Genomic DNA, 12680 nt, shown 5'->3' on the forward strand with positions numbered 1-12680 from the left:
GGCTCATCCTGAACGAGCCAGGTCGAAACGGCGGTGAGTTGACAGGTTCGGCGGCCGGCGTCAGAGTCCCGGCTGATGGAGATCAACGATCTGACGCCGGCCGAGCGCGCGGTATGGGAGGCCTTTCCCAAGGGCGCGGCTGTGGACTTCCGCGATGCGGAGGGGGAGAGCCCGGCCGAGGGCGCCGGCTGGGGGCCGCAACGGACCGTCCGCGCCGTGGTGTTGCGGGCGCTTCTGCTCGACGGTCCGACGCGGAGCGGTGAGGTGGCCGCCCTCAGGGTGGCGGGTGCGCGGATCACCGGTGTGCTGGACCTGCGGTATGCGACGGTGGACAGCATCGTGCGTCTCAGCCACTGCTACTTCGAGGATGTGCCCGATCTGTCCGGCGCCCAGCTGAAGTACCTCAATCTGACCGGGTCCCAGCTGCCCGGTCTGGCGTCCGCCCGGGTCCGGGTCGACGGTGGGCTGCGGCTGATGGGCTGCCGGTTCCGCGGGCCGGTCCGGCTCGGCGGCGCGCAGGTCGCCGGGGCGCTGTATCTGGAGGGAACCGAGGTCACCGCGCCGGAGGGGACCGCGGACCCGGTCCTGCAGCTCCACCAGGTGACCATCGGGGAGGACCTGTGCGCGACTCGGCTGCGCACGCGCGGTGAGATCCGGCTGAACGGCGCCACGATCGGCGGCTCGCTCCGGCTGGAGAACGCCGAGCTGAGTCATCCCGAGGGCTTCGTCCTGAGCGCGGAGGCCCTCGAAGTGGGCGCCAACGTCCTCGGCAGGCGCCTGAGCGCGCACGGCCGCATCGACCTGCGCGGCGCCCGCATCCCGGGCCGGCTCGACCTGCTGTACAGCCGGCTGGCCAACCCCGGCGGCACGGCGATGCGGGCGAGCAGTTGTGTCATCGGCGAGGTCTGGCTGCGCAAGGGCCCCCGATCAAGGGCATGCTCAACCTGCGCCGCTCCCAGATAGAACACCTCAACCTGGAGCCGGAGATGCTGCCGGACCAGGTCCGTCTCCTCGACCTCACCTACGTCTCCCTGACCCCGCACGTGCCGCCCGAGCGCCGGCTGCCCATGCTGACTCGGGACGAGGACACGTTCGACCCGCACGGGTACGAGCAGTTGACCGCCGCCTACCGCAGGACCGGCGACGACGACGGCGCCCGCCTCGTCCAGCTAGCCAAACAGCGCCGCCACCGGACGACGCTCCCCTGGTACGGCCGCATGTGGGGCCACGTCCAGGACGCCACCGTCGGCTACGGCTTCCGGCCCATGCGTGCCCTGGGCTGGCTGCTGTCCCTGCTCGCCCTCGGCTCCGTGGCGTTCGCGGTGCACGCGCCTCCGCCCCTGAAGGCGGACGAGGCACCGCAGTTCAACCCGGTCTTCTACACCCTCGACCTGCTGCTGCCGGTGATCTCCTTCGGGCAGGAACCGGCCTTCGCCCCGGAGGGCGGGCAGCAGGCCCTGGCGTACGTCCTCGTCCTCACCGGCTGGATCCTCGCCACGACGGTCATCGCCGGCGTGACGCGGACCGTCAGTCGCCAGTAGGCCACCGCGGTCACTGCGCGATGTGCTGCGCGGCCAGCCGCACGGGCGCGTTCTGGGCGCCGTAACCCCGGTAGCCGTCCCGCTGCACCAGCTCGAAGAAGACCCGGCCGACCGTCACGGTGTAGCAGTGCCGGAACTCCCCGTACGCGTCACGGTCGTAGAGGATGCCCAGCTCGCGATACGTCTCCAGCTCGCCGTCCGCGAACTCGAACCGTGCCGCCAGGTCGTCGTAGTAGTTGGCGGGGATCGGCAGCAGCCGGCCGCCGGACTGCCGGAAGCGGCGGGCCGCGGCGACCACGTCGTCCGTGGCCAGCGCGATGTGCTGGGCGTGCACCGTGTCGTCCGTGGGTGCCGCGCCGACGCTCAGGGCGATACGGACGCTGCCGTCGGGGTTGGTGACGGCGCGGCTGCGCATCAGGCCGTACGGGTCGGCGACGTCGACGCTCTCCTGGGGGTGCAGGCCGAGGACGCTGCGGTGGAAGAGGGTCGCCTCGTCGAAGTGGTGCCAGGGCTGGACGAGGGCGAGGTGGTCGATGCGGGTCACGCCCGGGTCCCGCGTGCCCTGCCCGGCGACTGCCGTAATCTGCTCGCCGTGCCCCGCGCCCTGCTCGGCATGCCCGGTGTCGGTGAAGTCGGCGCGCCAGTTGGGCAGTTCGGGCCGGTCCGTCGCGCAGAAGAAGAGTTCCGTGCCGTCGGGGGCCGCGACCGCGTCCAGCGGGGCGTCCCGCGGAGCGCGGCGGCGGGGCAGGACCGGGGCCAGGAGGGCCTCGGCGCGGTGGGCGGCGCCGGCCGGGTCCGGGGACTCCAGGCCGATCGCGGCGAGGCCGGTGCCGTCCCGGCGTGCCGAGCCTTGGGTGTTGACCAGAACCCGGGCCTCGCCCTGCTGCCAGAGGTCGACCGGCTTGCTGCGATGCCGTGCGGTGCGGGTGAAGCCCAGGGCGCCGAGTACGGCTGAGACGGGCCCGGCGTCCGGCGTGACGAGTTCGGCGAAGGCGACGCCGGTGGGGACGACGGAGGCGGGCGGTGTCGTCCGGCCGACCTCCTCCTGGAGGACCAGCAGGGAGCGCAGGGCGTCCACGGCGGTCGGGCCGGCCTCGGCCTGGCGGAAGACGTCGTTGAAGACCTCCAGGGAGAGCGGGCCGTCGTATCCCGTGCGCAGGACGTGGCGTACCAGTCCGGCGACGTCGAAGCCGCCCTGGCCGGGAAAGCAGCGGTAGTGGCGGCTCCACTGCAGGACGTCCATCGCGAGCAGCGGGGCGTCGGCGAGCTGGAGGAAGAAGATCTTCTCGCCGGGGATGTCCTCGATCCCTTCGAGGTCCTTGGGGTCGGAGCTGCGCGACAGGATGTGGAAGCTGTCCAGGCAGGTGCCGAGTGCGGGGTGGTCGGCGGCCTCGACGATGCGCCAGGCGTGGTCGTACGTGCTGACGTGCCGTCCCCAGGCGAGCGCCTCGTAGGCGACGCGGATGCCGAAGTCCTGGGCGAGGTCCGCGAGTTGACCCAGCTGCCCGGCGGCGAGCGCGTCGTCGTCCACCGCGCGCGGGTGCACGCTGGAGCAGACGAGGACGGTGTCGGCGCCGAGCCGCCGCATCAGCTCGAACTTGTGCCGGGCGCGACGCAGGTTGCGGGCGAACTCGTCGGCGGGCACGGCCTCGATGTCCCGCATCGGCTGGTAGAGGTCGACGGTGAGGCCGAGGTCGGCGCAGCGGGCGCGGATCTCCTCGGGGGTGAGGGGGCTGGCCAGCAGGTCGTTCTCGAAGATCTCCACACCGTCGAAGCCGGCCCGGGAGGCGGCCGTGAGCTTCTCGGTGAGGGATCCGCTGAGGGAGACGGTGGCGATGGACGTACGCATGCCGGTACCTCTTCTCCTGGCTCTTCCTGTTCTTCTGGCTCTTACTGGCTCTTACTGGCTCTTACTGGCTCGGGGTTCCCACCGCGTCTGCCAGCTCGGCGATGTCCGCGAGCATGCGCGCGCTGTCGGGCTCGCGCCCGGTGAACAGGCGGAAGGCGTCGGCGGCCTGGAAGACGGCCATGCCGCCGCCGTCGAGGGTGGCGCACCCGAGCGAGCGTGCCGTGCGCAGCAGTTCCGTCTCCAGCGGGCGGTAGACGACCTCGGCGACCCACAGGCCCGGGTGGAGCAGCTCGGCCGGCAGGGGCATGCCGGGGTGGGCAGCCATGCCGGTCGGGGTGGCGTGCACCAGGCCGTCGGCGTGGGTCAGCAGTGCGGGCAGCGCGTCGAGGGCGGCGCCGACCGCGCGGCCCGCGCCGAAGTGCCGGTTCAGGGAGGCGGCGAGGTCGGCGGCGCGGTCGGCCAGCGCGTCGGCCACGGTGACCCGCTCGGCGCCGAGGGTCAGCATGGCGTGTGCGACGGCCGCGCCCGCGCCCCCGGCACCGAGCTGCACGACCCGCTCCAGCGGCACGTCGGGCAGGCCCCGTGCGAAGGAGGCGGCGAAGCCGGTGACGTCCGTGTTGTGGCCGACGGAGCGGCCGTCCTCGAGGACGACGGTGTTGACCGCGCCGAGCGCCTCGGCCTGCGGGGCGAGCGCGTCCAGATGGTCGATGACGAGCCGCTTGCACGGGTGCGTGATGTTGAGCCCGTCGAAGCCCAGGTCGCGCGCCGCCCGCAGCAGGTCGCCCACCGCCTCCGGCGGGACACCGAGCACGTCGATGTCGATGAGCCGGTACAGGTAGCGCAGGCCCTGCCGGTCGGCCTCCCTCTCGTGCAGCGCCGGGCTGAGCGACGGACCGATGCCGGAACCGATCAGCCCGACGAGATACGAGTCCTTGGCGTCCTTGGCCACCGGGGGACCTCCTGAGCGGCTCACTAATGTACGAACTGGTGAGTTAGTAATAGCAGGCGAGCCGCAGCTTGGGAAGGCCTGACCCGGCACGCGGAGCGAGGGGGCTTCTACAATCACCGGCACGCGGGTGAGCCACCGGGGCGCGCTCACCCCTCGCCGAAGGAAGCCGATGACCAGCGTCGAAGAGCCGGCACGCAGCAACGGGCGGATCCGTGACGCCGCCCGCACCCAGGCCGAGATCCTCGACGTCGCGACGCAGGAGTTCGCCCGCGCCGGTTACGACGGCGCCCGCGTGGACGAGATCGCCGCCCGCACCCGGACCACGAAGCGGATGATCTACTACTACTTCGGTGGCAAGGAACAGCTGTTCACGGCCGTGCTGGAGCGGGCGTACGGCGTGATCCGGGAGGCCGAGCAGGAGCTCGACGTCGAGCATCTGGACCCGGTCGCGGCCATCCGCCGACTGGCCGAGGTGACCTTCGACCACCACGAGCAGCACCCGGACTTCATCCGCCTGGTCAGCATCGAGAACATCCACGGGGCCGAGCACATCGCCGCCTCCGAGAAGCTCGGCAAGATCGGCTCACCGGCCCTGGACGTGATCCGCCGGATCCTGGAGTCGGGACAGCGCTCCGGCCTGTTCACGGCCGACGTCGACGCCGTCGACCTGCACGCGATGATCAGCTCCTTCTGCTTCTTCCGGGTCTCCAACCGGCACACCTTCGGTGCCCTGTTCGGCCGTGACCTGGTGGATCCGGCCCAGCGCGAGCACTACCGGGCGATGCTCGGCGACATGGTGATCGCGTATCTGACGGCGGACCGCGCCGCGGACTGAGCGGCGCGGGGATCCACGGCGCGACCTCTTGACACCGGGGAAACGTGAGCGCAACATCCCTAGCCATCACGTACTAACTATCCAGTGGGTTAATTAGCCGCGATCCGGCTCCTCTCCCCGTCGCTCAAGTCCCCACTCCACCTATGTTGGAGTCCCTCGAAGGAGCACGCCGTGTCCGTCCCCGTCTCCCAAGCCCCGCCCGGGCAACCGAAGAAAGCCGCGACCGCCGCCTGGATCGGCAGCGCCCTCGAGTACTACGACTTCTTCATCTACGGCAGCGCCGCCGCGCTGATCTTCCCCGAGGTCTTCTTCGACGAGTCCGACCCGGCGACCGCGACCCTGCTGTCGCTGGCCACGTTCGGTGTGGCGTACGCGGCCCGGCCGGTCGGCGCGCTGTTCCTCGGTCACTTCGGCGACCGCCTGGGGCGTAAGAAGATCATGGTCTTCACGCTGATCCTGATGGGCGTGTCGACGTTCCTCATCGGCTGTCTGCCCACCCGCGACCAGGTCGGCACCCTCGCGCCGGTCCTGCTGGTGCTGTGCCGGGTGCTCCAGGGCATCTCGGCGGCGGGCGAGCAGGCCAGCGCCAACTCGATGACCCTGGAACACGCGCCAGCGCACCGGCGTGGCTTCTTCACCAGTTTCACGCTGAGCGGCACACAGGGCGGGCAGCTGCTTGCCACCCTGGTCTTCATCCCGATCGCCGCGCTGCCGGAGGAGCAGCTGCTGTCGTGGGGCTGGCGGGTGCCGTTCTGGATGAGCATCGCGGTGGCCGTCGTCGGCTATGTCATCCGCCGCAAGCTGGAGGAGACGCCCGCCTTCGAGCAGCAGGCCGCCGCCGAGGGCGTCGTCAAGCTGCCGCTCGCGGTGCTGATGCGGGAGCACTGGGCGGATGTGCTGCGGGTGATCGCCGGTGCGCTGGTCGCCTCGGTCAGCACGATCTTCACGGTGTGGGCGCTGTCGTACGCCACCAGCGACTCGGTCGGGATGAGCAGGTCCTCCATGCTGTGGGTGGGCGCCCTCGCCAACCTGGTCGCGCTCGCCGCGATCCCGCTGTGGGCCACGCTGTCGGACCGTATCGGCCGCCGCCCGGTGTATCTGATCGGCGCGGCGGGCAGCGCGGTGACGATGTTCGGCTACCTGTGGGCGATCTCGACCGGCTCCTACCCGCTGACCATGCTGTTCGGCATCGTCGCCTTCGGTGTGGTCTACAGCGCCGCGAACGGTGTGTGGCCCTCCTTCTACGGCGAGATGTTCTCCACCCGGGTCCGCCTGTCCGGCATGGCCATCGGCACCCAGATCGGCTTCGCGGTCGCGGGCTTCGCGGTCACCTTCGCCGCGCAGATCGCCGGCCCGCACGGCGACGACTGGTCCGCGGTGGCCCTCTTCACGGCGGCCCTGTGCGTGCCGCCGGTCGTGGCCGCGCTGACCGCCCGCGAGACCGCCAAGGTTCCGACGGAGCAGTTGGGTGAGCGGGCGGCCGGGCAGGCCCCGCAGCCGGCGAAGGTGGCGGCCTGACTCTCACGACCACCGGGTCCCCGGACGCCGTGACGGCTCCGGGGACCCGGGCGCGGCGAAGTCCGCCAAGGTGTCGCGCCCCTTAGGGGCGCGGGCAACTGCGCGATCAGCCCCCACCGGCCCGTGGGTGCGTCACTGCGCCCCCAGCGGAGCACTCAGCAGCTCCGTCCAGGTCTCGGCGACCCGCTCCAGGGAGAAGCCCTCCCGCACCTGCGTGCGAGCCAGCTCGCCCGCGGACCGCCAGCCCTCCTCCCCGAGCGAGGCGATCGCCTCCGCCATGGCCTCGGGGTTGTCGTGGATCCACCGCCGGTCGTAGATCTCGTCCGCGCCGGGCCACGGCAGCAGCGACGGTACGGCGCCGGAGGCCATCCCCTCGGCGGGCGCCAGGTGGAAGCTCTCGTCGTCGCTGGTGGACAGCACATGTCCGACCCGCCGCAGCCAGCCCGCCACATCAGGGCCGAACGCGTCGAAGACGACGGCGCCCTCCAGGAGCGGCGAGGTCTGCATACGGCGCAGTACGGCGTCGTAGTGCTCACGTTCCTCGGGCTTGTTCCAGATCCACCAGTACTCCCAGGGCGGCTTGGACTTGACCGACAGATGCCAGCGCCGGTCGCGGGCGCGCAGCGCCTCCAGTACGTCGAGGCCGAGGTCGAGGCGCTTGCGGCTGGGTGCGATGCCGATCATGCCGAGGCGGTGGTGGGCGCCCGGTGCCTTGGGACGGTCGAGCTGGTCGGTGTCCACCCAGTTGGGGACGACGACGACCTTGGAGGCGGGCCAGCCCGTGTGCTCGCGGGTGCGGCGGGCGTAGTACGGGCTGACGCACACCACCCGGTCGACGGCGTCGATGTCGACCTGCCGGGGCCATCCGGCGTCCAGCTCGAAGCGGTGCAGCCGTACGACGAGCCGGCTGCCGCGCCGCTTGTGGCGGCTGTACCAGACGGCCGCCGGGCCGCACCACTCGACGATCACCACGTCCGCCCAGTCGGCGAGTTCACGGCTGGCGTCCGGGTCATGGCGGGACAGTGCGGGCCAGGCGTCCACCCGTACCTCCAGGCCGGGCAGTGAGCGGAAGTGGTCGAGCAGCCGGGTGAGGAACTTCAGGTCGTGCCCGGCGACTCCGACGTGCAAGGGCCGTTGGCGGGTCGTCACCGCGGGAGGCGGGGCGGGGAAGGCGCGGTCGAGGTGGGCCCGCCAGCGGTCGGCCGCGCCGTCCAGGGTGTGGTGGCGGGCGGCCTCGCGGCAGCGGTCGGCCGCCAGGCGCCGGGCTTCCGGCTCGCGCGCGACCCTCGCGACGGCTTCGGCGGCGTCGTCGAGTCCGGCGCGGCCGGACACGAACAGCGGATAGTCGGTGCCGAGCAGCGCCTCGTGCGCCGGGGTGCGGTTGAGGACCACAGGCAGGCCGAGGGCACCGAACTCCAGGACCTTGGTGGACAGTTCGAGGCTGGAGTCGAGCACTGGGTCCCGCCAGCCGAGGCCCACGTCGCAGTCCGCGGCGATGCGCATGGCCTCCTCGCGGGGCTGTCCGCCGTGGTGGAGGACGCCGGGGGTGCCGGTCAGCGCACGCGCCATCTCGGCCTGGAAGCCGGGGTGTCCCGGGTCGTCGTGGATCTTGTCGCCGACGGTGTGCAGTTCGGCGGGGACGCCTCGCCGGGCGAGCAGTTCCGGCAGCCGGGTCATGGGCAGGGTGTTCCAGCGGGGCGCGAACTTGCCGGTGTAGACGAGCCGCAGGGGATCGTGCGGGGTGTCCCTCCCGGGCATCGGGACGTCCGGCTCGGGCACGGCGGGCGGGCTCAGCACACACTTGCCGTACGCCTCGGGCACCCAGGTCTCCAGGAAGCAGCGCAGCTCCTCGGTCTGGCACAGGAGCCGCTGCGATGCCTCGGCGATACGGCCGAGTTCCGCGCGGGCCGCCTCGGTCATCTCGGCGGCGGACTGCGGAATGTCGGTGAGATAGGCCCAGATCCGGCCGTCGAACACGCCGTCGGCCACGACCCGTGCGACCAGCCGCCGGCCGCGCAGCACCAGCAGGTCGCAGGGGTCCTCCTCGTCGAGCCGGATGAGCACCTGCGAGGCCTGCACGGGCGACATGGGCCGGTCGGCCAGGCCCGGCAGCAGCCTCTCCTCGTGCGGACGCACCAGGGTGACCCGGGGCAGCTCGGCCAGCGGATCGGTCAACCGGCCCGTGCGGACGGGCGACTTGAGGAGCAGCCGGGCCTCGCAGCCCGCCCGGGACAGCGCCTGCACCGTCGACTGGGCCCACACGGCGGAGCCGTCGATGAGGTTGAGGTCGACGTCGCCGTAGACGAGCGCCCGCAGCGTACGGCTCATGACGGTTCCTTCCCGCGCACGGCGAACAGACGATGTCCCTGCCCCGCCCAACTGCCGGGATCGGTACCGGACATGTGCAATGACCGGCGTACCAGCAGCGGACGCAGCGACGGTACGAAGACGTAGTCGTCGGCGGTCGGCGTGTGGCCCACCGCGTCGGCGCCGGAGTACTCCTGGGCGCACATCAGGTCGAGCAGCAGGGTGTCCGGCCGGTCCTCGGTCAGATCCGTCCAGTCGGCGACCCAGGACGCCCGGGGCTGCCCCCGGCGTACGGTCACTCCGGCGGCGGTGAGTTCGTCCAGCCCTGCCGGATCGGGTACGACGACCTCGACCGGGCGGTGCAACTGGCCGAGCACCTGCCCGACGAGCCGGGCGACGTCGGTACGGTCCCGGGGCGCCGCCAGCACGGCGACGCGCCGCTCGTCCAGCGGATCGGGGGCACCGGCGAGCCGCGCCAGCTGCGACAGCCGTACCCGGGTGCTGTCCTCACGGAACACCTCACGCAGCCGCTCCCTGCCCTCCGCGGCCGGGTCCAGCCGGGCGAGCCGTACTCCTGTGTCGGTGTCGATGACCGCGTCCCAGGCGAGCCGGGCGAGGCCGGGCGCGGCGGAAGCGGGGCCGTCCCGCCACAGTACGGCCGATCGCCCCAGCACCCGTTGCTCGGCGAGGAGTTCGGCGAGTGTGCGGTCCAGGTCGGGGGCGAGGCCGGTGCCGGTGAGCCACCAGGGTCCTTCGCCCGTGCAGGCGCTCAACTGGACGACGAGCACGTCGGGGTCGGTGCGCTGCACGAGCAGTTGTCCGTCATGGGGCAGCAGCCGGTTGACGACCGCGTCCGCCGCGAAGTCCTCGGCGGTGGCGGGCGTGAGGATCCCGGCGACGACGAGGCGGTCGCGGGGCGCCGAGGTCAGGGCGCGGTACGCGAGGTGGAACCGGTCGTCGACGGGCGCGTCCGGCTCGGTCCGGGTCTGCGGCGCGCTTGCGGGCGCCTGTCCGGCGATGCGGCGCCGCCCGCGCCACAGTCCGTACAGCTCCCCCGGCAGCCGGGCCGCGCCCCGCTTCGGCGAGCGCGCGGCCGACACCAGCGCCTTTCCGACCCGCAGCGAGGTCGAGCCCTCCAGCATGGCCACCCGCGCCTGCAGCAGGTCGACCCGGTCCCGGGCGGCCCGCAGCGCGGCGGCCAGCTGCTCCTTCTCCCGTACGGCCGCGGCGAGCCGCTCGGCGAGCCCGTCCTGCCCGGCGGCGGCCCGCGTGTGCTCCGCCTCCTCGACGGTCCGCTCCAGGTCCAGCACCCGGGCGCGCAGGGACCGGGAGGCGAGGTCGGCGAAGACGTACTCGTCGGCGATCCGCAGGGCCGTGGCATAGCCGTCGGACGGCACGGGCCGGCCGAAGAAGTCGTGCGGCGGCAGGAGCTCGTCGGTGCGGGCGATGACCGCGCCGGCGTGCAGATGGACGTAGTCGAGGGGTGCCGCGCGCAGGACCTGGCAGTGGTGGGCCACCAGGTGGTCGAGGAGCCGGTGGTAGGGAAGTTCGGAGCCGCCGTGGCCGAAGACGATCAGCCCGCGCGCTCCGGGCCGCATCCGTGCCAGCACCGCACGAACGGCTTCCTCACCGCCGTGCAGCTCGGCTCGGGGTCCGTACGAGAGCAGCGCCAACTCCCCTTCGGCGACGGGCCGTTCGTCGTCCGCGCGCAGGGCGACACCGGGGGGCAGGTGCAGGTACGGCTCCAGACTCAGCGTGCCTCGGGTCGCGTCCACCACCGTCGTGACGCCGTCGAGGTGCGGATGGAGCAGGTCGGTCAGGCGCATCAGCGGGTCCTCGTGAAGACGTGGAAGCCGACCCGGTTCTCCCGGAAGCCGTACGGCCTGAAGAGGGTGTGCCGCAGGCCGAGCGGCTCGAGTTCGGCGCGGTAGGCGGCGGTCGGGCGGTGCACGATGTAGTCGCCGCGGGTCGTGCGATCGGCGGTGTCCTCTTCGGTGACGATCAGGCGGCCGGCAACGCGGATGAGGGAGGCCATGTTGCGCAGACCGGCCGCCCACGCCTGGTCGTCCAGTACATGGAACAGGACGTCCACGCAGACAACGATGTCGTACGGCCACGGACTGCGCCACTCGTCGAGCGCGGCGACGGCGTAACGCGGGCCGCCGCCCTCGGCGCGGGCGTGCTCCACCGCGGTCGGGCTCGTGTCGAAGGCGTCCACCCGATGGCCGCAGCGGGCCAGGGCACGGGCGAAGTACCCCTTGCCGCAGCCGGCGTCGAGCACGAAGAGCGGGGCGGCGGGGCTGGAGAGGTCACCGACGAGGGTGAGCAGGGTGCCGAGCCGTTGGGCGTAGAAGATCTCGTTGCCCGAACGGTCCAGTCCGATGTGTCCGCCGGAGGCGAGTTCGTCGTGGTCGGTGTGCCGGGCGTCCCAGTACGTCCGCATGTCGTCGTGCGGACGTGTTCCGCCGTGCGTGCGCGTGTCGTCGTGCGTGCGCGTGTCGTCGTGCGTGCGCGTGTCGTCGTGCGTGCGCGTGTCGTCAGCCATGGCGCTCCAGCCACGCCGTGAGGACACGGGCGATGCGGGTGCCCGCCCGGCCGTCCCAGAGCGGTGGCCCCTCACTCGCCGCCGCTCCCCCGCCGTCCAGCACCTTGCGCAGCGCGGGCACCAACTCCCCGTGCGTGACGAGGCGGTTGGTGCCGTGGGTGACGGTGACGGGGCGTTCGGTCGTCGTGCGCAGGGTCAGGCAGGGGACGCCCAGGACGGTCGTCTCCTCCTGCACCCCGCCCGAGTCGGTGATCACCGCGGCGGCTCCCCGCACGAGGCTCATGAACTCGACGTAGCCGAGCGGGTCGAGGAGGTGGATGCCCGGTGCGTCCGCGAGGCCCGCCGCACTCAGTGCCGCCCGGCCACGCGGGTGCAGCGGTACGACGAGGTCCAGGTGGCGGGCGGCCTCCGACAGGACGCGGGCGGCGGCAGCGGCGGCCTCCGGGTCGTCGACGTTGGCGGGCCGGTGCAGGGTGACGACGCCGTAGCGCTCGGGCAGCCGATGGGCCGTTCGGGCGGTCGTCGGGTCGAAATGGTCCAGATGGGTGAGCAGGGTGTCGATCATCGGGTTGCCGACGAAGTGCACGCGCTCGGCGGCGATCCCCTCGCGGGCGAGGTGGCCGACGGCTTCGGGGCTCGTCACGAACAACAGCTCCGCCAACTGGTCGACCAGCCGCCGGTTGGTCTCCTCCGGCATCGCCATGTCGAAGCTGCGCAGCCCGGCCTCGACGTGCGCCACCGGGACGCCCAGGCGGGACGCGACGAGCGCGGCGGCCAGCGTCGAGTTCACGTCGCCGTACACCGTGACGAGCGCGGGTGAGCGGGCGGTCAGTTCGGCCTCCAGGGCCACCAGCAGGTCGGCGATCTGGCGGGCGTGGCTGCCGGAGCCGACGCCGAGGTCGGTGTCGGGTTCGGGCAGGCCGAGTTGCCGGAAGAAGATGTCCGACATCCGCTCGTCGTAGTGCTGGCCGGTGTGCACGAGCACTTGGTCGCAGCCCGCCGCGCCGAGAGCGGCGACGACCGGCGCGGCCTTGACGAAGTTCGGCCGGGTGCCGACGACGTGGAGTACGCAGCCGTTCAATGGTTTGCCTCCGTATTGATGGCTCGGTCGCCTACGGGGTGCTTCAGCCGGTGTC

At 72.4% G+C, this 12680-nt stretch carries 8 protein-coding genes and 1 pseudogene; 3 read left to right on the top strand and 6 right to left on the bottom strand.

The features are described from left to right. Positions 1 to 75: 75 nt before the first annotated feature. Positions 76 to 1541: pseudogene (locus OHO27_RS06355) on the top strand (membrane-associated oxidoreductase). 10 nt (positions 1542 to 1551) lie between these two features. Here the strand turns inward: OHO27_RS06355 and OHO27_RS06360 are convergent. Both OHO27_RS06360 and OHO27_RS06365 read right to left on the bottom strand, forming a co-directional pair. Beyond that, on the bottom strand, positions 1552 to 3390 hold the full coding sequence (locus OHO27_RS06360) for a bifunctional sugar phosphate isomerase/epimerase/4-hydroxyphenylpyruvate dioxygenase family protein (protein ID WP_328421116.1): 1839 nt from the start codon (positions 3388 to 3390) through the stop codon (positions 1552 to 1554). A 61-nt stretch (positions 3391 to 3451) separates the two neighbouring features. Beyond that, positions 3452 to 4339: a shikimate dehydrogenase gene (locus tag OHO27_RS06365; protein WP_328421118.1), complete on the bottom strand. Its 888-nt coding sequence runs from the start codon at positions 4337 to 4339 to the stop codon at positions 3452 to 3454. A 169-nt stretch (positions 4340 to 4508) separates the two neighbouring features. Here OHO27_RS06365 and OHO27_RS06370 point away from each other — a divergent pair, with 169 nt between their 5' ends. Together OHO27_RS06370 and OHO27_RS06375 are read left to right on the top strand one after the other, a co-directional pair. Beyond that, positions 4509 to 5174, top strand: a complete 666-nt coding sequence (locus OHO27_RS06370) for a TetR/AcrR family transcriptional regulator (protein ID WP_328421120.1) — start codon at positions 4509 to 4511, stop codon at positions 5172 to 5174. Positions 5175 to 5345: 171 nt separating this feature from the next. Continuing rightward, positions 5346 to 6692: an MFS transporter gene (locus OHO27_RS06375; RefSeq protein ID WP_328421122.1), complete on the top strand. Its 1347-nt coding sequence runs from the start codon at positions 5346 to 5348 to the stop codon at positions 6690 to 6692. A 132-nt stretch (positions 6693 to 6824) separates the two neighbouring features. On the opposite strand, the gene OHO27_RS06380 is transcribed toward OHO27_RS06375, so the two are convergent. From OHO27_RS06380 to wecB, 4 genes are read right to left on the bottom strand one after another with little or no spacing between them, the layout of a single operon-like run. Further along, positions 6825 to 9020, bottom strand: coding sequence for a glycosyltransferase (locus OHO27_RS06380; protein WP_328421124.1), 2196 nt, complete (start codon positions 9018 to 9020; stop codon positions 6825 to 6827). After that, on the bottom strand, positions 9017 to 10825 hold the full coding sequence (locus OHO27_RS06385; protein WP_328421126.1) for a hypothetical protein: 1809 nt from the start codon (positions 10823 to 10825) through the stop codon (positions 9017 to 9019). Before OHO27_RS06385 ends, OHO27_RS06380 begins: the two co-directional genes overlap by 4 nt. Continuing rightward, on the bottom strand, positions 10825 to 11544 hold the full coding sequence (locus OHO27_RS06390; RefSeq protein ID WP_328421128.1) for a class I SAM-dependent methyltransferase: 720 nt from the start codon (positions 11542 to 11544) through the stop codon (positions 10825 to 10827). Before OHO27_RS06390 ends, OHO27_RS06385 begins: the two co-directional genes overlap by 1 nt. Beyond that, on the bottom strand, positions 11537 to 12625 hold the full coding sequence (gene wecB, locus OHO27_RS06395) for a non-hydrolyzing UDP-N-acetylglucosamine 2-epimerase (protein ID WP_328421131.1): 1089 nt from the start codon (positions 12623 to 12625) through the stop codon (positions 11537 to 11539). The genes OHO27_RS06390 and wecB overlap by 8 nt, the downstream gene beginning before the upstream one ends. Positions 12626 to 12680: the final 55 nt, after the last annotated feature.

The organism is Streptomyces sp. NBC_00443, from assembly GCF_036014175.1.
Classification (GTDB): Bacteria; Actinomycetota; Actinomycetes; order Streptomycetales; family Streptomycetaceae; genus Streptomyces.